The following is a 19,620-nucleotide window of genomic DNA, read 5'->3' as shown; positions in this document are numbered from 1 at the left end:
CGGACCATCTAGTGGTTTGGTCCACCGATCTGGGGAGCTTCGTGCGACTCTCTGTCACCGTCCCGCTGGTCACACTCGGCTCCGTCTCACTCTTCGCAGTCGCCCTCACCGCACCCTCCTCGGGAGCGGTGACGGGCGCCGCGGCGTGCTCCCACGCGCAGCCGGGTACGAGCTCGACCGAGGCGAAACGGCTCGCGCAGCCGACGTCCGCGTCCGACGCGCGACCGCTCGGCGAGTCCCTCGGTGACGGCATCTCCGCAGCGGTCCAGTCGCTCGAGCCGCTGGATGCGAGCGGCCGCCCGACGTCCGGCCTGCCGTACGGGCTGAGCCAGGGCGTGATCGGCGTGGTCGGCTCGGCGACGAGCGGCTACAAGGTCGTCGTCGACTCCGCGAAGCTCGACGCGAAGAAGTACCAGTCCGCGATGGCGCGCAAGCTGCCGGCCGCGGGCAAACCGCTGGTCAAGGTCGAAGCCAGCTGCCGCTCGGCGCAGTCGATCGCGGACGCCTGGAACGCGGTCGGCGACCGCGCGTGGTCCGCCGACGCGTCGCGCACGACGTACTCCGCAGACCTCGACCCGGTCAGTGAGAACGTCGTGGTCGAGTACGACCAGGCGACCACCTCCGCCGCGTCGCTGGCCGGGCTTCACAAGCTGACCGGCGTACAGCTGGTCGCAGGGGCACTCGCCCGGACGTCGCGGCTGAGCGACACCCCGAAGGGAGGTCATTGGGGCGGCGCCCGCATCACCTCGTCGCTGAAGAACTGCAGCGCCGGCTTCTCCGTCATACGGCGCTCCAACGGCCAGCGCGGGTCGGTCACCGCAGGCCACTGCGGCGCACCTGGCACGGTCTGGAAGTCGGGCCCCAACTACTACGGCACCACCACGGTCCGCACGAACTACCCGGACTACGACCAGGCCCTGGTCACCGGCAGCGCGTACGGCGCGAAGATCTGGACGGACGGCCCCGGCGACAGCGTCAACACCCGCACCGTCACCGGCGGCGGCGACCCGGGCGTCGGCACGGTGATCTGCCAGTCCGGCAGCTTCAGTACGTCGCTGTGCAACCTCACGGTCCGCTCGACGTCGGCCAAGTACTGCGACGCCGACGGCTGTACGACGTACGTCATCCGCGCCACCCGCGGCGGTCTGGTCGCGATCATCGGCGGCGACTCCGGCGGCCCGGTCTACTCACGCCGCGGCGCCAGCTCCGCCACCGTCCGCGGCATCACCTTCGCCGGCGCCGGCTGCGCCGCCTCCCGCTGCACCACCCTCTACGCCGAACGCTACAAGTCCATCACCGGCCACCTCGGCGTCACCGCCCTGACCGGCTGACCCACCCCCCAACTCCGCTAAGCTGTCCCCGCGTGCGCCCCCGTAGCTCAGGGGATAGAGCGTCGGTTTCCTAAACCGTGCGTCGCAGGTTCGAATCCTGCCGGGGGCACCCTGTGATGTCTCAAGACATCGGCGACAGGTGAACCCACGATTCGTGGGTTCACCTGTTGTTCTTGGGGATGGGTCCGGGTGGTCTGCCGGTGGGCTGGTAGTCGCGGCTGGGGTCGAGGACCAGTTCGCGCAGGAGCTCGCCGGTGGCGGCGTCGACGACCCGGATGTCGAGGTCCTGGACCAGGATGAGGACGTGGGTTCGGGCGTGGGTTCGGCCGATGCCGAGGTGGTGGAGCCGGCCGTTGACCCTGAGGGTGACGACGCCGGTGTGGTCGATGCGGTCGGTGCGGACCCGGTGGTGGACCTCGCCGGTCCGGTCGCCGCTGGGGCCGGCTTTCGGGCGGGCGGCGTAGGCGGTGGCCGGGGTGCAGTTGTGCGGCAGGGACCGGTGCGGCCGGTGCTGGTTGTAGTACTCGGTGAAGGCGTCGAGCAGCACCTGCAGGTCGGCGGTCGTGGTGGGCTGGATCGGTTGGGCGCGGAGCCATTTCTTGAGGGTCTGCTGGAACCGCTCGACCTTCCCGCAGGTGGTGGGGTGGTTGGGTCGGGAGTTCTTCTGAAGAATGTTCAGCTTGCGGAGTTCGGTCTCGAGGCCGTTGCGGCCGCCTTTCCCGCCGGACAATCTCGTCGTGTAGACCATCCCGTTGTCAGTGAGCGTGGAGGCCGGGATCCCGTACTGCGCAACGGTTTCGCGGAACGACGCGACCACGATCGGGCCGGTGATCCGCGGGTGGGCGGTGACGCTGAGGGCGTAGCGGGAGTGGTCGTCCAGCCAGCTGATGATCTCCACGCCGCGGCCGGCTGAATTGCCGACGCCGGCCAGCTGGTAGTGGGTGAAGTCGGACTGCCAGCACTCGTTGGGCTGCTCGGCAGCGAACCGCAGGTACGACGACCTGGGCCGCTTCCCGGGATCGGGAACGACGACGCCGGCCCGGGTCAGGATCCGGTGGATCGTCGCCCGCGACAACGCTGTCTGGTGGTGGTGCTGCAGGTGCCAGCCGATCGTGTCCGCGCCCGCGTCCAGGCCCCGCTCGGACAACTCCTTGCGTAGCCGCAGTACGAGCTCCACCGTCTCGACCGGCGTCGCCCCGGCGAAGTCTTCGGACGCCGCGACCGCGGCTCGAACGCCGCGTCCCCCTCGGCCAGATACCGGGCCTTCAGCTTGTAGACCCACGCCCGGTGCACCCCGTACCGCCGGGCCACCTCAGAGGCCGACTGCCCCTCCACCAACAACGCAGTGATGACCAACCGAGCCTTCGACATGCCCGAGCATCCAGCCCACCTGCCCTGTCGCCGATGACCTGAGACACGTGTCGCCTATGTCTTGAACCACAACACTGTCGGGGCGCCAATGGGCTTCCGCGCGCGGATTACGGTGGGGGGTATCGCCTACCATGCCGGAACTCTCACTGTGACATTGCTGAGGGGATCGATCGGGCGGCCCCAAGACCGTGCGCCAAATAGCCGCTCATGAGATCGACACCCCCAGGCGCCCCGCGCGAGCGGGGCGCCTGGGCGTCGGCCTGTGCGGGATCGCTGGTCAGCCTCTCGCGGCGTCTCGGATGAGTTTCGCCACGATGTCGGGGTTGCTCATCATCGCGACGTGAGAGCTGTTGATCTGTACGACGGTCGAGCCGGCCCGGGCCGCCATGGCGCGCTCCGCCTCGGGCGGGATGATGCGGTCTTGATTGGCGACGAGGTACCAGCTTGGGATGGTCTTCCAGGCCGGTGGGCCCGAGGGCGTCACGAGCGAGGCGAGGGCGCCGGGACGCTGAGTGGCGGCCATGAATCGGGTAGTTGCCTGCGGCAAGTCCTGGGCGAAGAGCTGGTGGAAGTAGGCCGGGTCGATGTAGGCGTCGGCGTCCCCTTCAGCGGCTCCGCGGAAGGGTCGGAGCACGAGGTGTTCGGTGACCTGGGTGTGCCCGCCACCCAAGGTGTTCGCGGCGGCTACGCTCTCGCCCTCGTCCGGGGCGTAGGCGGCGACGTACACGAGGGACTTCACGTTGGGGTTGCCGGTGGCGGCATTGGTGATGACGGCGCCTCCGTATGAGTGGCCGACCAGGACGATCGGTCCTTCGATGGTGGCCAGGAAGTCGCGGAGATACGCGCCGTCGGCGAGGGGGCCGCGCAGTGGGTTCGAGAACGCGAGGACCGGGTAGCCGGCGTCGAGCAGGCGGCCGGCAACTGCGTTCCAGCCGCTGGAGTCGGCGAAGGCGCCATGGACGAAGACGATGGTGGGCTTCGCCGCAGAGTGCAGGGCCGAGGTGCGCACCTGCTCGGGCGTGGTCTGCGCCGAGCCCGTCGAGGCGGTGGCAGTCAGTAGTGATCCGCTGAGCAAGGCCAGACCTGCGGCCAACGCTGTAGCCAGCACGTGCAGACGGCGTGGGGTTCGGAGCGTCATGATGCTCTCCTTGGGGTCGGTACCGGTCGATGCATCGTGGATCGACCTCGGGCCGGCGCGGACCACGTGAGATGCGTAGTGGTTATCACTGGTGGGCACGACGCGACCGGTTTAGGGTCGGCGGTTATGGGAGTGGAGGGGGGTCTGCTCGGGCGGGATGCCGAGCAGCGACAGGTCCGCAGTCTGCTTGGGCACGCGCGAAATGGGCGCGGCGGTGCATTGCTTGTGTCCGGCGAGCCAGGGATAGGAAAGACCTCGCTGCTGGAAGCCGCTTTGGCGGGTGCGACCGGTATGCGGCATCTGCGGGTTGATGGCTACGAGGCAGAGTCGACAATCCCATTCGCCGCCCTGCAACGCTTGATGATCCCGCTGGCCGCGTACTTGGACGTGCTTCCGGGCCGCCACCAACAGGCGCTGCAGGTGGCATCAGGGGTGGCTGACGGCCCGCCACCGGATCGATTCCTGGTCGGGTTGGGCGTGCTGGGAATGCTCGCGGCCGCGGGCGAGGTAGAGCCGGTCGTGTGCGCGGTTGACGACGCACACCTGCTGGACTCTGAGTCGCTGGACGTGCTTGCGTTCGTCGCCAGACGACTGGAGGCGGAGTCGGCTGCAATAATTTTCGCCGGCCGCGACGACGCCAGTCTCGCGGCGCAGATGGCTGGCGTACCCACGCTCGCTCTCGCGGGCCTCGCTCCCGAGTCGGCGATCAGGCTGCTGATGTCCTCCCTGCCCGAAGTCATCGACCCGGCGGCTGCAACTCAGATCGCTGCGGCGACGGGCGGCAACCCGCTTGCGCTGATTGACCTGGCAAACGAACTCAGCATCAAACAGCTGACCGAGTCCAGTTTCGCCGACGAGCCGTTCCCGGTCGGACACCACCTCGAAGCGTTCTACCTGCGCCGCATCCGCCACCTCCCTCCTGATCTGCAGCAGTGGTCGCTGATCGCAGCAGCCGACTCCACCGGGAACGTCGACCTGATCCGCGCGGCCGGGCAGGAACTCGGATTGCCTGACAGCGTGGCGGACGCGGCCGAGGCTGCCGGTCTGGTGGTGCTCTCGCCATCAGCGCGGTTCCGGCACCCGCTGGTACGTTCGGCGGCCTACAACTCCGCCCAAGGCGGACAGCGGCGGCGTGTCCACGGCGCGCTGTCGGTGGCGTCGGGTCGGTTGGGGTTGGTCGAGCTGGAAGCCTGGCACGCCGCCAAGGCCACGCTGGGCACCGACCCTGCCGTGGCGGATCGGCTGGAACGCGTTGCCGACCTGGCAGGGCGGCGCGGTGGCTTCTCGTCGCGCGCCAGGGTGCTGGCCCAGGCCTCCGCGCTGACGCCAGAGGGTGGTCGCAGGTACGCGCGGCTGGTGGCGGCGGCCGAGGCGGCCTTGGCCGCCGGCGCGGCACAACTGGCCAAGAGCCTGCTTGACGACGTGGACGAGGAGGCCTTGGACCCGGTCTCGCGGGGCCGACTGATCTCGGCCCGTGCCAGCATCGCTCTGTTCACCGCGGACCCGGCACTGATGAACGGCGGGGCGAACATGCTGGCCGCCGCCGAATTGTTCCATGGTCACGACGCGGTGTTGGAGCAGAACGCGCTGATCAAGGCGTTCGAGTACACGTTGCCGGCCGAACGCCTCGCTCGAGGCGCGACTCTCACGGAGCTCGGCGCCCGGATGCGGAAAGGCGCCGAACTCGGCGATGGAATCGCCGCGACTATCCTGCGCGCCCTCAGCGCGCACATCCTGCTGCCTTACGACGAGGCGGTCCCGATCATGCGGACTGCCGTGGACGCCATCGCTCAGCTGGGCCCGGAGGCCCTGTTGCAGTACGGAGCGATCAGCGTCGCCCTCACCACGGCGCTGTGGGACGCCACTGCGCGACGTGCCTGCCTCGAGGCCACCGCCGACGCCGCTCGCGACGCCGGCTCGCTGCAACTGCTCGACACCGCGCTCTGGATCATGTCCCTGGCCGAGCTCAAGGGCGGAACTCCGCGACGGGCGGGCCAGTACATCGAGCAGGTCCGTGAGCTGCGCCGCGCCATCGGCTACGACGCCGAGCATGTAGTCAACGTCGCCCTCCTGGCCTGGAGCGCAGCACCCCGACCCCAAATCGAAATGATCGCCGACGGCGCGAGCGCGATGGGTTTCGGCGGCGTTCATGCCGCCGGGGTGGCAGCCCTCGCCACCCGGGACCTTTCCGAAGGCCGTTACGGCGACGCGTACGGCCGACTGAAGCCGCTCGTGGACGACCCCTTCCTCCAGGTCACGCCGCTGGAGATCCCCGACCTGGTCGAGGCCGCGGTCCGCAGCGGGCACCTCGAGGAGGCAGCCGACCTGGTGCAACACCTGGAAGAGCTGGCGCGCGCCAACGGGTCGCCATGGACAGCCGGTCTCGCGCAGCGGTCGCGGGCGCTCGTGGACGACAACAGCGCCGAACCGCACTATCAAGCAGCCATCGCAACGCTGGCCCCGACCGACATCGAGGTCGAGCTCGGTCGAACCCACCTCCTGTACGGCGAATGGCTACGACGGGCACGGCGACGCCGTGACGCACGGGAGCAGCTGCGCCAGGCCGTGGATATCCTCGAGCGCGCCGAGGCGCCGGGGTTCGCACAACGCGCCCGGAACGAGCTGGAAGCCATCGGAGAACACGCGCCCGCAGCCGGCGAACCCGGCCAGTTCGACCTCACAGCCCAGCAGCTGACCGTCGCGCGGCTCGCCGCGGCCGGCCACACCAACGCCGAGATCGGCGCAACCATGTTCCTGAGTGTCAACACCGTCGACTACCACCTGCGCAAGGTCTTCCAGAAGCTCGGGGTCTCCTCTCGTCGGCAGCTCGCCGACCGAATCCACCCGCCGTCCTGACGGACCCGCACTCGTCAGGACTACGTGCGGTACGTGGTCCGCATGGGCCCGTACCGGTACAGGCTCGGGGAAAACCTCACTCAAGGAGGCCCCATGCCCTACATCACCGCCGACGACGGCGCCGAGATCTTCTACAAGGACTGGGGCGCCGGCGGCTCGCCGGTTGTCCTCAGCCATGGCTGGCCGTTGAACTCCGACGCCTGGGAAGCCGCAGCCCGGTTCCTCGCCGAACACGGGCACCGCGCCATCGCCCACGACCGCCGCGGCCACGGGCGCTCGAGCCAGACCTGGAACGGCAACGAGATGGACACCTACGCCGACGACCTGGCCTGCCTCATCGACGCCCTCGACCTCAACGACCTCACCCTTGTCGGCCACTCCACCGGCGGCGGCGAGATCGTCCACTACCTCGGCCGCCACGGCAGCAGCCGCGTCTCCCGCCTCGTCCTGGTCTCCGCCGTGCCGCCGCTCATGGTGCGAACCGACGACAACCCCGAAGGACTCCCGATCGAAGTGTTCGACGAGATCCGAGCAGGCGAGGCCGCCGACCGCTCACAGCTCTACCGCAACCTCGCCGACGGCCCATTCTTCGGACACAACCGCAACCAGGATGTCGACCAAGGCTTCCGGGACGCGTTCTGGCTGCAGAGCATGGCCTGTGGTCACCGCGGCGCCTACGAGTGCATCGCCGCATTCTCGGCCACCGACTTCCGCCCGGACCTGGAGAAGGTCGACATACCAACCCTCGTCATCCACGGCGACGACGACCAAATCGTGCCGTTCGAGGTCGGCGGCAAGCGATCCGCCGAGCTGATCGACGGCGCCGTACTGAAGGTCTACGAAGGCAGCTCCCACGCACTGCCAGACACCGACCGCACCCGGCTCCACGCCGACCTGCTCGAGTTCATCGACGCCTGACCAGAGGGAAACAACATCATGAACGACACTCCACGTCCCGACACCGTCGTCCTTGTGCACGGCCTGTGGGTGACGCCACGCAGCTGGGAGAACTGGGTCCAGCACTACCAGGCCAAGGGCTTCACCGTCCTCACCCCCGCGTACCCCGGCTTCGACATCGAGGTCGAGGCCCTGCGCGCGAACCCCGACCTGATCGCGAACCTGACCGTGCCAGAGACCGTCGACCACCTCGCCGCCGTGATCGAGAAAGTCGAGACTCCGCCGATCATCATCGGCCACTCCTTCGGCGGGACCCTCACCCAGCTGCTGCTCGCCCGCGGCCTCGGCTCAGCAGGCGTCGTCATCGACTCCGCCCCCACCGAGGGCGTCCGTGTGAGCCCGCTGTCCCAGGCCAAGTCACTGTTCCCCGCATTGAAGAACCCAGCGAATCGGCACAAGGCCGTCGGCTTCACCCCCGAGGAATTCCACTACGCCTTCACCAACACTCTCACCCAGGAGGAGTCCAAGGCCGTCTGGGACCGCTACGCGATCGCTGCGCCGGGCTACTGGGTCTGGGAATACGGTCTGTTCGCCAACTTCAAACCCGGCCACCAGGACACCTGGCTCGACTACTCCGCCGACCGCGCTCCGCTGCTGTTCATCGCCGGCGAGAAGGACCACATCATGCCGCCGGCGGTGAACAAATCGAACGCCGACCACTACAAGAAATCTCCCGCCCTCACCGAGTACCACGAGTTCGAGGGCCGCGACCACTGGACCTGCGGCGCCCCCGGCTGGGAAGCCGTGGCCGACTACGCGCTCAACTGGGCGCTGAAGCACGCACGAATCTCCATCCGCACCACCGAGTCCTGACCGGCAACCGAGAACAGAACGGGCGGTCCGTCCATGGTTCAGATGACACACCTGGGCGGGCCTACCGTCCTCCTCGAGCTCGGCGGCTGGCGGATCCTCACTGACCCCACCTTCGACCCACCAGGACGCAAGTACAAATTCGGCTGGGGAACCTCCTCCACCAAGACCGCCGGCCCCGCGCTCCAGCCCGACGAAATCGGGCCGATCGACGTCGTGTTACTCAGCCACGACCACCATGCCGACAACCTCGACGACCGCGGCCGCGACCTCCTCCCCGCCGCGGGCACCGTGATCACCACCAAGACAGGTGCCCGGCGGCTCGCCGCCCCTGACGTCCGTGGTCTGGGTACCGGCGAGACCACCACGCTGGACGCATCAGGGAAGGAACACCTCTCGATCCGAGCCACGCCCTGCCGCCACGGCCCAGCCCTGAGCGGACCCGTCACAGGCCCAGTCATCGGATTCGCCCTCACCCTCGGAACCGCCGCCACCGTGGCGGTGTGGATGACAGGCGACACAGTCCTGCATCGACCGATCCGCCGACTCGCCCGCCAACTCAACGTCGACGTACTCATCATGCACCTAGGCAACGTCCGGTTTCCCATCACCGGGCCACTCCGCTACTCCATGAACAGCCGCGACGCGGCGTCCCTCCTAGCACTCCTCGAACCACGGCTGGCAGTACCGGTCCACTACGACGGCTGGTCACACTTCAGCGAACCGACTGACCATCTCCGCACCACACTCGACCACGATGCCGGCAGCCAGCGCGTCGTCAGGTGGCTCGAACCCGGCCGACCCACCCAGCTGTGATCCTCAGGTCCGGTGCCGGACCGACGCCGGGCTTGCATCTGGCCGGACTGGACTGCTGGTTGCATCCTCGACCAGGAGTCCGGTTCAGCCCCACTGGGCTCGAGCGGGTCCGCGGCGCTGAAGCAGTTCAGCATGGGAACAGGGTGGGAACAAACAGGTGTCGGCCCGAGCCGACAGGAGTCAAGAGCGACCGAACTAGTGATGGTTGCTTACGCCTGAAGGGGTACATGTCGAGGGGATGGGTCGGTTTCCTAAACCGTGCGTCGCAGGTTCGAATCCTGCCGGGGGCACCCTGCGATGTCTCAAGACGTCGGCAACACCCGAACCCACGATTCGTGGGTTCGGGTGTTGGTCATTTGGGGTGTTTGGGGACGGGCCCTGGGGGTCTTCCGGTTGCCTGGTAGTCCTTGGTGGGGTCGAGGACGAGTTCGCGGAGGAGTTCGCCGGTGGCGGCGTCGATGACGCGGATGTGCAGGTCGTGGACGAGGATGAGGACGTGGGTTCGGGCGTGGGTTCGTCCGATGCCGATGTGGTGTAGCCGGCCGTTGACCCGGAGGGTGACGACGCCGGTGTCGTCGATGCGGTCGGTGCGGACGCGATGGTGGACCTCGCCGGTCCGGTCGGCGGTCGGGGTTGCTTTCGGCCGGCTGGTGTAGGCGGTGGCCGGGGTGGCTCGGTGCGGCAGGGACCGGTGCGGGCGGCGGTGGTTGTATTCGTCGGCGAAGGTGTCGAGCAGCGCCTGGAGCTCGGCGATGGTGGCGGGTTGCGCGGATTGGGCGCGCAGCCATTTCTTGATCGTCTGCAGGTGGTCGGGTGGTTAGGCCGGGAGTTCTTCTGGACCACGTTCAGGCGGCGGAGTTCGGTCTCGAGGCCGTTGCGGCCGCCTTTCCCGCCCGACAGCCGGACGGTGTAGACCATGCCGTTGTCGGCCTCGGCGGCTTGCTCGCGATCGCACACGACCGTCGTCCTCCGTACCTGCGCGAGGCCGACCGGTCACCTGCACCAGTTCGGCATGAATCACCCGGACCGGATGAGGCATCTGCCCGGTACCCGCGATTCCATCGAAGGCGGTGATGACGACAGCTACGGGTCGCGCGCCCGCGACCAGGGAGGGAGAGCTCAGCTCATGGACGACCAGGCCGCGACGCCAATCCTCGACACCCTGACTGCGATGACGGCGGCATCGCTCATCGAGTCCAACCTCGACCCGCACACCCTGATGGTGGCGCGACTGGCCGCTCTCGTCGCCGTCGACGCACCCGCCGAGTCCTACCTGCTGAACATCGGCCCAGCCGCCGAGGCCGGCCTGACCGTCGAGACCGCCCAGTCGGTGCTGGTCACCGTCGCACCCATCGTCGGCGCGCCCCGCGTGATGTCGGCAACCCGGAAGATCGTCGACTCCCTCGGCGTCGTCGCGCTTGCTCTCAGCGACGCCGTCCTGACGGCCGCCGCCGAGGACGCCGCCAAGTCCCGGGCCGCACAAGCGGACGGGTCCAACGAATAGTCCCCGTTCACAGCACCCGTGTTGACCGGAAATCCCCGAGCTCCTCGGCGCTGTCAGCCAGCAGGACCTCGAGACAGTGCACGCCGTAGACAACTGCGCCAAGGTCACCCCCAGGCCCAGCGGGGGGACGCCAGTCGTCGCCTGCGAGGCGATCACCTGGGTCCACTTGAGCCCGGGCGGTGGCCCGCCGGTTCGGTGAGCGCGACAACGCCGAGGACGCCGCCACGGACGAGGGCGACTGTCCGACCAGCATCTTCGGTGGTCCGGGGGGTGCCCGTTCGGGCCGACTATTGCCCCGTCCCAGCGACAGCGCGAGTCAGTCCAGAGCTGGGTTAACGGCCCGCTGCGAGGCCGCCTCCGACCTTGCTCAGTGAAAGTAGCCACTGCAGATGAGTACGTCGGTCCGGTGGTTAGTCGTCGCGATGGGTGTGAATCGGCCGGATGCCGGCCGGGCGCTGTGCGTTGTCGAATATGTCCTGGTCGTTCAGCCAGGAGGTGATCACGTACGCGAGTTGACTGGAGTGACTGAAGTTGACGGCGTGAGCAGCTTGGTCGATCTGGACCACGCTCACGTGACCGGGTGCGGCCTGGCCAACCTCGCGTACTCGGCGCGGGGGTGGCATGAGGGGATCTCGTCCACCCAGTACGGCAAGGGTGGGAACCGGTGTGTGGAGCAGCCGCTCCAAGGACGGGAAGCGGGTGAGCTCATGAAACAGCCTGAGGCCATTGATCGGCCCGAACCGCAGATAGTCAGGCAGCGCGACCGGGATCATCCTCGGGCTCTCCCGGACTACGTCGAGAGCGAGTTGGCCGATGGCACGCGCGAGCGGCTGATTTTGCAGGCCGCCCGCAGGAGAGACCAGGACCAGGCGGTGCACCCTGTCCGGCGCCGCGTGAGCGACCTCCAGGCCGATTGGACAGCCCATGGAATTGCCCACCAGCACGGCTTGATCGACACGCAACCGGTCGAGGATGGCGATCAGCGCATGGGCTAGTTCCGGGATGTCGAGCACATGATCACGCCGCTCGCTGCGCCCGTAGCCAGGGAGATCGGGCACCACGTTGACCCAATGGTCTACGAGGAGGCGGGCTGTCGGCATGAGATAGCTGCCAGAGATGCCGAAGCCATGGACATGCACGATCGGCGGTCCACTCGCCTCGACGCTGCGGCGGCAGCGGACCGCGCAGCCCTGCACTGACAAGTACTCGTCAACCCAGCAATCCCTGCTCGACGAGTCCGACAGCCTCCTGCGCACCGGCCTACTCCTCCGATATCCCTGGTCCCCATTGAAGCCCAGCATCGGTGACCGGCTCCGCTGATGCGGTGCGGCCGATCCGTGGCGCCTTTCCACGACCAGAACTGACGCCGTCCGCTCCTCGCCCTGGCGGCGTGGAGCGGACGGCGGTCGGGTGGATCATTTTAGGACCTCAGCCAGCGTTTCGCTGTGTCGGCCCGTACTGCAAATTGAGGATTCGCGACCGAGGCTGCACTCATGACGGAGCAGTCTGAGACTGGCGGGATGCCCGAACGACGTGGGCTCGAACCGGAGATCGTCTGGCGAGTGTTGGCGCCCTCGCGGCGGCTCCGCCTCGCGCCAAGCAGGAGGGTCGCGCGCACGCCTGCTGGACCGGCTCGAGAGCTCGGTCCCGTGGCTGAGGTCCGATCAGGCGGGCGATGTGTCGCCAGGAAGCGATTACCGGAACCTGCGCAATTCCAGGCCGAGGCTGCGCAGGTCGCTCGCGTTGACTTCGCCCGCACGCGACCGTGCGTATTTCGGTGCCGTGGCAAGCCACAGAGTACAGACAGGGCCTAGGCCTTCAGGTAGGCATCGATCTTCGGTACCAGTTCGGCCAGGGGGCGGTGCATGTCCAGTTCGAGGTATTCGGTCGCCGGACGCTCGATCCGGGTCATCCATTCGTGGAACAGAGCTTCGCCGTCCACCGGATCGCCTGCCACGTCCTTCGGTAAGTCGTTGAGCGAAGGGCGGTGGCTTCTCAACCGTGGGCGTCGGCGGAGTCGCTCGTCGACGACCTGGAGATCGGTGACCTGGCACTCGATGTACTTGTACGTCGCGCCCTGGGCAGCGGCGATCGACATCCCCTCGGTGAGGATGCGGGGCCAGAAGCAAGGGCTGTCCATGACCACGTGATGACCCTGCGTGAGCAGATGCCGCGCCATCCCGTACATGGTCTCGTACGCCGCCTTCGTGCTGGCGGCAAGATCGAAGCCGGCGTCCAGGATGGCGCTCTTGATGACGTCGTAGTCGACGGCGACCGCTCCGTGGGCTGCCACGACGTGGGCGGCGACCGTGGACTTTCCGGAACCAGGGACGCCGGACATCTGCAGCAGAAACATAATGACGAACCACCCTAGCAACGGCGGAACCTGGTACCCCTCGCCGAGTCGTTGCGCAGTCCCCGGAGCCGACCGATCATGGGGCATCGATCGGGCGGTGCGTCGTCACCGCCTTGGGGGAAGGGGAATCGGAATGAGAAAGTTCGTGCTGCTCGTGGGGGCTGTGCTCGCGCTGATGCTGGGGTTGATCACTCCAGCGGCGGCCGCCACCCCGGGCGCCTTGACGCCGGCACAGGCGTCAGCCAACTGCGCTGCCTTCTTCGGCGTCGCGCAGGGCCCCGAGCCGTTGTCGGCCTGTCAGTGGGACATGCGGCGGATCGGGGTCGGTGCGGCGTCGTACGCCAACGCCACGGGTGCCGGCGTCAATGTCGGGGTGATCGACGGTGGCGTCGATCTGACCCATCCCGACCTGACCGGGCATCTGGACGTCGCCCGTTCCTGCTCGTTCATCTTCTCGACCACGCCGACAGCCGATCCGCAGGAGATCGCGAACGGGAACTGCGCCAACAAGGCCGCCGTCCAGGATCTGCAGGGCCACGGCACCCATGTGGCCACCACGATCGCGGGACGGCTCAACGGCACGGGTATCGCGGGGGTGGCCCCCGACGCCACGATCGTCGCGATCAAGGCCTGCACGATCGCGGGCTACTGCTTCGCCGACTCGGTCGCGGCCGCGCTCCGGTACGCCGGTGACCAGCGTCTCGACGTCGTCAACCTGAGCCTGTTCGCCGACCCGTGGCTGTACTTCTGCGGCAACGACGCCCAGCAGCGGGCGCTCCTGCAGGACCTGCAGAGCGCGTCGCGGTACGCACAGCAGCGCGGTGTCGTGATCGTGGCAGCGGCCGGCAACGAGGCGCAGGACCTCGGACACCCGACGACCGATGTCATCAGCCCGGACTGGCCGCCGGACGCGGCAGTCGAGCGCATCGTGCACAACAACTGCCGCGTCGCGCCGGCTGAACTCCCCGGTGTGGTTGCGGTATCGGCGTCCGGCGTGAGCACGCTTGCCAGCTACTCCAACACCGGCGGTCCGACCGTCGACGTCACCGCGCCAGGTGGCGACGCGGCTCAGACCCCGGGTACGACGTACGGCCGGATCCTCGCCGGCTGGTCGAGCACCGACGGAACCGGCCAGTGGGAGGCTCTGGCCGCTGCAGGACGCGGGGTCGAGGACGCCAGCGGAAATCGCTGGGTCTGGATCAGCGGTACGTCGATGGCCTCGCCGCACGTAGCCGGCGTGGCGGCCCTGATCCGGGAGTTGCACCCGAACTGGAGCCCAGGTGCCGTGGCGGCGCAGATCCGCCGCACTGCGACACCGACCGCTTGCCCGGCCAACTGGCCGGCCGATGACGTCCGCCAGTGCACCGGCGGACCGTCCAGCACCACCTTCTACGGCGCCGGAATGGTGAACGCCCTGGCGGCCACCTCCTGACGTCAGCCCGGTCAGCGGGGCGGGACATGTTCCCGCCCCGCTGTCATTCGGGGAGACCGGCCAGATCGGCCATCAGGTGCATGTGGTGGTCGAAGTAGCCGGAGCGGGCTTCGATCATGCCGTCGAGGCGGCCGAACACCTCGAAGTTGAGGACGCCGTACAAGTGCGTCCAGGCGACCAGCACGCGGTCTAGCTGATCCTCGGGTATGGCGCCGCCGCGGCCCGCGATGAGGCGATGCAGATCATCGTGGAGCGCCGAGGGCAGGTCGGCCGACGGCGGGTCGGCGTCGGCGACGATCGCGGCCAGCAGCAGGATCACCTTGGTCGCCGGCTCGACGGTGTCCGGTGGCGCCGCGTACCCGGGCACAGGGCTGCCGTAGATCAGGCCGTACTCGGCCGGATGCGCGAGTGCCCAGTCACGGACGCCGGAGCACACGGCGAGCCACCGGCCGCGGAGGTCGTCGCGCGGTACGGCGGACTCGGCGGCGCCCGCGGCATCGGCGAGGTCGTCGTAGGCGTCTATGATCAGCGCGGTGAGGAGCGCATCGCGGCTCGGGAAGTACCGGTAGAGCGCCGAGGCGACGATGTCGAGGTCGCGGGCAACCGCGCGCAGCGACAGGTTGGCGCCGTCGGTCGCGAGGTGCCGACGGGCGACCGCCTTGATCTCCTGACTCATCTCCGATCGGACGCGGGCGCGGAGCGACGGTGCTGACATGGCCTCAGTCTGACACAGGCCGAGAACGCTGGTGCGTAACGAGAACACTGTTCTTGACAAGACCCGCCGCAGTGCAGTGAACTGTTCCGAGAACAGTGTTCTCCACACGGAGGGGTCCCATGTCTCTGCAGATCGTCGTCGGCGCCGGGCCGGTCGGCACGGCCACCGCTCGCAGGCTCGCCGAGCGGGGCGAGCAGGTCCGCGTCATCACCCGCTCCGGCAGCGGCCCGGAGGGCGTCGAGCGGATCGCGGCGGACGCGACGGATGCCGCTCTGCTGGCCCGGTACGCCGAGGGCGCGTCGACGATCTACTCGTGCGCCGGCCCGCCCTACCACCGCTGGCCGACCGACTGGCCCCCGCTCGGAGCGGCGCTGGTCAAGGCGGCCGAAGCGAGCGGGGCCGTGCTCGTCACGACCGGAAACCTCTATGGGTACGGCGCCGTGGACCGGCCGATGACCGAGGACATGCCGTTGCGTCCGAACTCGATCAAGGGACAGGTGCGGGCCAAGCTGTGGACCGACGCCCTCGAGGCGCATCGCGCCGGGCGGATCCGGACCGCGGAGGTGCGGGGCTCGGACTACCTGGGCGCCGGTGCGCTGACGACGTTCAGCGTGATGGTGCTGCCCAAGGTGGTCGCCGGCAAGCGGGCGTCCGTACCGGCCGATCTGGACGCGCCGCACACCTGGACCTACGTCGGCGACGTCGCGCGCACGTTGATCGCGGTCGGCGACGACGAGCGCGCGTGGGGTCGCGCGTGGCACGTGCCGAGCGCGGAGCCGGTATCGGTCCGGGCCCTCGCGGCCCGCGCGGCCGACCTGGCCGGCGCACCGCCCGCGCGGATCGCCGCGATGCCGGTGACCGCGTTGCGTCTGGCCGGACTGTTCAACCCGGCAGCGCGCGCACTGGTCGAGACGCAGTACCAGTGGCGGCGCCCGTTCGTCCTCGACTCGACCGCCGCGACTGTTGCCTTCGGCATCAAACCGGCGCCGGTCGACGACGCACTCCGCGAATCCGTCGAGGAACTGCGGCGCTAGTACGGCGGAGAACGTCAGCGTCCGGTCGTACCGCGCTCGATGCGGTACAGCACGTTCGGACGCAGCGGACCTTCGGATGCGGAAGGGTTGTCGAAGTCGTCGGCAGGGTCGCGGGTCATGCCGATCCGGCGCATCACCGCCTGGGAACGATGGTTGAGAGCCGTCGTCACGGCAAGGATCTCGGGGAGTTCGAGAGCGTCGAAGCCGTACGTCAGCACCGCCAGCGCGGCCTCGGTGGCGTAGCCGTGGCCCCAGGCCGATCGGGCGAGCCGCCAGCCGATCTCCACTCCGGTGAACGGCATGTCGTCGTCCACCCGGTCCAGGCCCGCGAAACCGATGAACTCGCCCGTGGCCTGCACCTCGACGGCCCACCAGCCGTAGCCTCGCTGGTCGAACTCGGCCTGGAACGCTGCCACCGAGGCATCGCTCTGTTCGCGGGTCAGCAGGTCGCCCAGGTGCTCACGGACCTCGGGATCGGCATTCATCGCCGCCCATGGTTCGAGGTCGGAGTCTCGCCATCGGCGCAGGACGAGGCGATCGGTACGCAGTTCAGCCATGCCGTCCAGCCAACGCGAGCCGTGCCCCTCGAGGCAATCGTTTTTTCTGGAGCGGCGCCGGCGCCAACCGGGTGACGCCGGCCGGAGTCTCACCACCGGGGGCCTAGGCTGTGCGCGTCGACCGGAGAAGGGCAGTGATGAGTTCCAGGAGACCAAGCCGGTGGTTCCGCCGGCTCGTCGTCACGCTGGTGGTGCTGGCGGTCTTGGCGATCGTCGTCGATCGCGCCGCCGCGTACGTGGCGGAGAACCAGCTCGCGTCGATGGCCGACAAGGAGGCCAAGCAGTACGACGTACGCTCGGCCGGCACGTCGGTGAAGATCGGCGGCTTCGGGTTCCTGCCGCAGCTGGCCAAGGAGGACTTCTCCAAGGTCACCTTGACGATGGAGAAGCCGACGTTCTCCGGCGTCCCGGGTGAGGACCTGAAGGTCGAGCTGCAGAACGTGCACGTGCCGCGATCGCTGCTGACCCAGCAGTCCGGCGCGGTGACGATCGATACGACAGATCTGCAACTGCAGCTCTCGCCGCGCGAGTTGGCCCGGCTCGCCGTTCGCAGTACGGGGCTCGAAGGGCTGTCGCTGGCCGTCGTCGACGGCAGGCTGCACGCGAAGGCTTCGATCCGCGGCTTCAACCTCGACGTACCGATCACGCCGCAGGTCACGGACGGCCGCGTCGCACTGGCGCTCGGCCAGATGTCGGACTCGATCCCGTCGTACGTCCAGGACGCGATCCGCAGCCAGCTCGCGACCGGTATCACGCTGCCCGAGCTGCCGTTCGGCGCCCAGCTGACCGGGATCCGCGTCGTGGACAACTCGGTCGTCGTGACCGCGGCCGCGAAGGACCTGAAGTTCAACGGATGAGTCCCTTGGGTTGCGATGGTTCGCGATATATCGTCGAACTATCGCAATCACTTTTCGTGAGGGACGGGTGGTCCAGATGACCGGATCGGCGTACGCCGCGGGCTGGCCTTGGGCGCAGTTCGCGCGGCACTGTTCAACCTTCGACGACATCTTGGACGAGTTGCGCGCGGCGATGAGCGGTCACCGCGGGCACCAGGGGCATCGGGGGCATCAGCAGAACTTCGGGCCGCCGTGGGGCATGTTCGGCGGCGGCGGGCAGATGTTCGGGCCGCCGTGGGGACCGCCGCCGCGCTGGCGTGGACCGAAGGCGCGCCGCGGCGACGTCCGGGCGGCGATCCTCGCCGTGCTCGCGGAGCAGCCGATGAACGGCTACGGGATCATCCAGGAGATCGCCGAGCGCAGCGGCGGCGTGTGGAAGCCGAGCCCGGGCTCGATCTACCCGACGCTGCAGCAGCTCGAGGACGAGGGCCTGGTGACCGCGGACGCGGAGGTCGGGCGGCGGACGTTCCGGCTGACCGACGAGGGCCGCACGTACGTCGCCGAGCACCAGGACGAGGTGTCCGCGCCGTGGGAGGCGATGAGCGCTCCGTCGGGTGACGACGAGAACGGGTTCAAGCCGCTGTTCGGGCAGGTCGCGACGGCGATGTGGCAGATCCTGGCGAGCGGTACGCCGGAGCAGCAGGCGAGGGCCCGCGAGGCGGTCGCCGACCTGCGCCGGAAGCTGTACGGCATCCTCGCCGAGGAGGACGACGGCAACGAGCAGGACCGTTCATGAGCTCCGCCGATCGGGACCGCCCCCGGCGAGGCGGTCCCGGTGGCCGGCCACGCAGGCGCGGTCAAGGCTGGGACGGACAGGTCTGGAACGGGCAGGGCTGGTTCGGTGAGCCGGGCGGTCGTCCGCAGCAGCACGGCTGGGGCGGAGACTGGCACGGCCGCGGTTGGAGCGGCGAGTGGCGAGCCGCCGCCTGGAACACCGACCGCCCCGACGACGCCTCGGACAATGCCGGCCGCGACGCACGCTGGGCCGACGCCGGCCGCGACGACCCGTCAGGTGCGCAGACCCCGGAGCGGCCGCGAAGCGACGTGAAGCGGGTGCGCATCGGCGACGCCGAGCGGGACCGCGCCGTCTCGATGCTGAGCGAGCACTTCGTGGCCGGCCGGTTGACCCAGGCCGAGTTCGAGGAGCGGAGCGAGGTAGTGACACGGGCACGGTACGCCGACGACCTCGAGCCGCTGTTCGACGACCTGCCGGCATCGACGGAACTGCAGGTCGCGCCAGCCCCGGCCGCTCTCCGCCGTCGTACCGGTCCGCCGCCGCCGTTCCTGATGCTGGCGCCGTTCCTGATGATCGGCCTGGTGGTCACGTCGGTCGCGCTCACCGCGCCCTGGCTCCTCTGGGGCATGTTCTGGATCATCCTCATCAGCGGCATGTCCCGCAGGCGTCACTACCGCTGACCGACCCTGACCTAGAGCCGCCCCCGGGTCCGCGGGATCTCCTCCGCGAACTCCACGACGAACCCGTCCGGGTCGGCGACGTGGACCGTCCGGTGTCCCCACGGACGGTCCGCCGGCCCGCTCAGCACCGGTACGCCGGCCGCCCGCAGCCGCTCGGCGTACGCGTCGACGTCCTCCACCGGCACCACCACTTCCCCGCCCGCGCCCGGCGTCACCGCCCGCCCGGTCAACCACTCCGCCCGCCGGCGCTCGTACAACGCGAAACGCACTCCGCCGGCGTCGAACTCGGCGTAACCCGCATCCGTGAACTTGTACGCCAGCCCGGCCACGTCGCGGTAGAACCGCACGGACACGTCCAGGTCCTCGACGTACAAGATGACGTACCCGATCTCCATACCGCCAATTGTCGGCGCCGCGCCGTATCTTCGCGC

The 19,620-nt window shown here is 68.9% G+C and carries 19 protein-coding genes, 1 tRNA gene and 1 pseudogene; 12 read left to right on the top strand and 9 right to left on the bottom strand.

The features are described 5' to 3' along the window. The first annotated feature begins 41 nt into the window (after positions 1-41). Both AB0L64_RS38840 and AB0L64_RS38835 read left to right on the top strand, forming a co-directional pair. A complete protein-coding gene (locus tag AB0L64_RS38840) occupies positions 42-1,331 on the top strand; it encodes a hypothetical protein (RefSeq protein ID WP_363717968.1) in 1,290 nt (429 codons plus the stop codon). A 36-nt stretch (positions 1,332-1,367) separates the two neighbouring features. Next, positions 1,368-1,440 (top strand) — tRNA-Arg (locus AB0L64_RS38835). 51 nt (positions 1,441-1,491) lie between these two features. Here the strand turns inward: AB0L64_RS38835 and AB0L64_RS38830 are convergent. The 3 genes and pseudogenes from AB0L64_RS38830 to AB0L64_RS38820 all read right to left on the bottom strand — a co-directional run bounded on the left by AB0L64_RS38830 (position 1,492) and on the right by AB0L64_RS38820 (position 3,906). Next, positions 1,492-2,508, bottom strand: a complete 1,017-nt coding sequence (locus AB0L64_RS38830) for an integrase core domain-containing protein (protein ID WP_363717967.1) — start codon at positions 2,506-2,508, stop codon at positions 1,492-1,494. Between the two features lie 80 nt (positions 2,509-2,588). After that, a pseudogene (locus AB0L64_RS38825) lies at positions 2,589-2,702 on the bottom strand (helix-turn-helix domain-containing protein); the annotation flags it as partial. A 277-nt stretch (positions 2,703-2,979) separates the two neighbouring features. Continuing rightward, positions 2,980-3,906 (bottom strand): alpha/beta hydrolase, encoded by a 927-nt coding sequence (locus AB0L64_RS38820; RefSeq protein ID WP_363717966.1) that lies wholly within the window; start codon positions 3,904-3,906, stop codon positions 2,980-2,982. 60 nt (positions 3,907-3,966) lie between these two features. Here AB0L64_RS38820 and AB0L64_RS38815 point away from each other — a divergent pair, with 60 nt between their 5' ends. From AB0L64_RS38815 to AB0L64_RS38800, 4 genes are all read left to right on the top strand, one after another. Continuing rightward, positions 3,967-6,696 (top strand): AAA family ATPase, encoded by a 2,730-nt coding sequence (locus AB0L64_RS38815; RefSeq protein WP_363717965.1) that lies wholly within the window; start codon positions 3,967-3,969, stop codon positions 6,694-6,696. A 93-nt stretch (positions 6,697-6,789) separates the two neighbouring features. Continuing rightward, positions 6,790-7,614, top strand: coding sequence for an alpha/beta hydrolase (locus tag AB0L64_RS38810; RefSeq protein ID WP_363717964.1), 825 nt, complete (start codon positions 6,790-6,792; stop codon positions 7,612-7,614). A gap of 18 nt (positions 7,615-7,632) precedes the next feature. Then, positions 7,633-8,466 carry an alpha/beta hydrolase gene (locus AB0L64_RS38805; protein WP_363717963.1) on the top strand — a complete coding sequence of 278 codons (834 nt, stop codon included), beginning with the start codon at positions 7,633-7,635 and terminating at the stop codon, positions 8,464-8,466. A gap of 33 nt (positions 8,467-8,499) precedes the next feature. Continuing rightward, positions 8,500-9,279 (top strand): MBL fold metallo-hydrolase, encoded by a 780-nt coding sequence (locus AB0L64_RS38800; protein ID WP_363717962.1) that lies wholly within the window; start codon positions 8,500-8,502, stop codon positions 9,277-9,279. Positions 9,280-9,631: 352 nt separating this feature from the next. On the opposite strand, the gene AB0L64_RS38795 is transcribed toward AB0L64_RS38800, so the two are convergent. Beyond that, positions 9,632-10,033, bottom strand: coding sequence for a hypothetical protein (locus tag AB0L64_RS38795; RefSeq protein ID WP_363717984.1), 402 nt, complete (start codon positions 10,031-10,033; stop codon positions 9,632-9,634). A 372-nt stretch (positions 10,034-10,405) separates the two neighbouring features. Here AB0L64_RS38795 and AB0L64_RS38790 point away from each other — a divergent pair, with 372 nt between their 5' ends. Next, positions 10,406-10,783: a carboxymuconolactone decarboxylase family protein gene (locus AB0L64_RS38790; RefSeq protein WP_363717961.1), complete on the top strand. Its 378-nt coding sequence runs from the start codon at positions 10,406-10,408 to the stop codon at positions 10,781-10,783. 410 nt (positions 10,784-11,193) lie between these two features. Here AB0L64_RS38790 and AB0L64_RS38785 read toward each other — a convergent pair whose 3' ends face one another. Further along, positions 11,194-12,039, bottom strand: a complete 846-nt coding sequence (locus AB0L64_RS38785) for an alpha/beta fold hydrolase (RefSeq protein WP_363717960.1) — start codon at positions 12,037-12,039, stop codon at positions 11,194-11,196. Between the two features lie 554 nt (positions 12,040-12,593). Beyond that, a complete protein-coding gene (locus AB0L64_RS38780) occupies positions 12,594-13,139 on the bottom strand; it encodes an AAA family ATPase (protein WP_363717959.1) in 546 nt (181 codons plus the stop codon). A gap of 133 nt (positions 13,140-13,272) precedes the next feature. Between AB0L64_RS38780 and AB0L64_RS38775 the strand changes: the two genes are divergently transcribed. Continuing rightward, positions 13,273-14,571, top strand: a complete 1,299-nt coding sequence (locus tag AB0L64_RS38775) for a S8 family serine peptidase (RefSeq protein ID WP_363717958.1) — start codon at positions 13,273-13,275, stop codon at positions 14,569-14,571. A gap of 43 nt (positions 14,572-14,614) precedes the next feature. On the opposite strand, the gene AB0L64_RS38770 is transcribed toward AB0L64_RS38775, so the two are convergent. Continuing rightward, a complete protein-coding gene (locus AB0L64_RS38770) occupies positions 14,615-15,286 on the bottom strand; it encodes a TetR/AcrR family transcriptional regulator (protein WP_363717957.1) in 672 nt (223 codons plus the stop codon). 119 nt (positions 15,287-15,405) lie between these two features. Between AB0L64_RS38770 and AB0L64_RS38765 the strand changes: the two genes are divergently transcribed. After that, positions 15,406-16,320, top strand: coding sequence for an NAD-dependent epimerase/dehydratase family protein (locus tag AB0L64_RS38765; protein ID WP_363717956.1), 915 nt, complete (start codon positions 15,406-15,408; stop codon positions 16,318-16,320). A 14-nt stretch (positions 16,321-16,334) separates the two neighbouring features. On the opposite strand, the gene AB0L64_RS38760 is transcribed toward AB0L64_RS38765, so the two are convergent. Then, on the bottom strand, positions 16,335-16,877 hold the full coding sequence (locus tag AB0L64_RS38760; protein ID WP_363717955.1) for a GNAT family N-acetyltransferase: 543 nt from the start codon (positions 16,875-16,877) through the stop codon (positions 16,335-16,337). 137 nt (positions 16,878-17,014) lie between these two features. Here AB0L64_RS38760 and AB0L64_RS38755 point away from each other — a divergent pair, with 137 nt between their 5' ends. From AB0L64_RS38755 to AB0L64_RS38745, 3 genes are all read left to right on the top strand, one after another. Further along, complete coding sequence (locus AB0L64_RS38755) at positions 17,015-17,734, top strand: DUF2993 domain-containing protein (protein ID WP_363717954.1); 720 nt, start codon at positions 17,015-17,017, stop codon at positions 17,732-17,734. A gap of 76 nt (positions 17,735-17,810) precedes the next feature. Continuing rightward, positions 17,811-18,509, top strand: coding sequence for a PadR family transcriptional regulator (locus AB0L64_RS38750; protein WP_363717953.1), 699 nt, complete (start codon positions 17,811-17,813; stop codon positions 18,507-18,509). After that, positions 18,506-19,189 (top strand): DUF1707 domain-containing protein, encoded by a 684-nt coding sequence (locus tag AB0L64_RS38745; RefSeq protein ID WP_363717952.1) that lies wholly within the window; start codon positions 18,506-18,508, stop codon positions 19,187-19,189. Before AB0L64_RS38750 ends, AB0L64_RS38745 begins: the two co-directional genes overlap by 4 nt. Positions 19,190-19,200: 11 nt before the next feature. Here AB0L64_RS38745 and AB0L64_RS38740 read toward each other — a convergent pair whose 3' ends face one another. Further along, positions 19,201-19,584 carry a VOC family protein gene (locus AB0L64_RS38740; protein ID WP_359927019.1) on the bottom strand — a complete coding sequence of 128 codons (384 nt, stop codon included), beginning with the start codon at positions 19,582-19,584 and terminating at the stop codon, positions 19,201-19,203. Between the last annotated feature and the right edge of the window lie 36 nt (positions 19,585-19,620).

This window comes from Kribbella sp. NPDC051936, assembly GCF_040680955.1.
Classification (GTDB): Bacteria; Actinomycetota; Actinomycetes; order Propionibacteriales; family Kribbellaceae; genus Kribbella.
Note: the sequence above shows the minus strand (reverse complement) of the source record. Positions and strands in the feature narration are given on the sequence as shown.

Excerpts from the sequence above, each read along its gene's own strand:
- AB0L64_RS38815 (WP_363717965.1), top strand. The coding sequence starts at position 3,967 with ATGGGAGTGGAGGGGGGTCTGCTCGGGCGGGATGCCGAGCAGCGACAG.
- AB0L64_RS38810 (WP_363717964.1), top strand. The coding sequence starts at position 6,790 with ATGCCCTACATCACCGCCGACGACGGCGCCGAGATCTTCTACAAGGAC.
- AB0L64_RS38805 (WP_363717963.1), top strand. The coding sequence starts at position 7,633 with ATGAACGACACTCCACGTCCCGACACCGTCGTCCTTGTGCACGGCCTG.
- AB0L64_RS38800 (WP_363717962.1), top strand. The coding sequence starts at position 8,500 with ATGGTTCAGATGACACACCTGGGCGGGCCTACCGTCCTCCTCGAGCTC.
- AB0L64_RS38790 (WP_363717961.1), top strand. The coding sequence starts at position 10,406 with ATGGACGACCAGGCCGCGACGCCAATCCTCGACACCCTGACTGCGATG.
- AB0L64_RS38780 (WP_363717959.1), bottom strand. The coding sequence starts at position 13,139 with ATGTTTCTGCTGCAGATGTCCGGCGTCCCTGGTTCCGGAAAGTCCACG.
- AB0L64_RS38775 (WP_363717958.1), top strand. The coding sequence starts at position 13,273 with ATGAGAAAGTTCGTGCTGCTCGTGGGGGCTGTGCTCGCGCTGATGCTG.
- AB0L64_RS38770 (WP_363717957.1), bottom strand. The coding sequence starts at position 15,286 with ATGTCAGCACCGTCGCTCCGCGCCCGCGTCCGATCGGAGATGAGTCAG.
- AB0L64_RS38765 (WP_363717956.1), top strand. The coding sequence starts at position 15,406 with ATGTCTCTGCAGATCGTCGTCGGCGCCGGGCCGGTCGGCACGGCCACC.
- AB0L64_RS38760 (WP_363717955.1), bottom strand. The coding sequence starts at position 16,877 with ATGGCTGAACTGCGTACCGATCGCCTCGTCCTGCGCCGATGGCGAGAC.
- AB0L64_RS38755 (WP_363717954.1), top strand. The coding sequence starts at position 17,015 with ATGAGTTCCAGGAGACCAAGCCGGTGGTTCCGCCGGCTCGTCGTCACG.
- AB0L64_RS38750 (WP_363717953.1), top strand. The coding sequence starts at position 17,811 with ATGACCGGATCGGCGTACGCCGCGGGCTGGCCTTGGGCGCAGTTCGCG.
- AB0L64_RS38745 (WP_363717952.1), top strand. The coding sequence starts at position 18,506 with ATGAGCTCCGCCGATCGGGACCGCCCCCGGCGAGGCGGTCCCGGTGGC.
- AB0L64_RS38740 (WP_359927019.1), bottom strand. The coding sequence starts at position 19,584 with ATGGAGATCGGGTACGTCATCTTGTACGTCGAGGACCTGGACGTGTCC.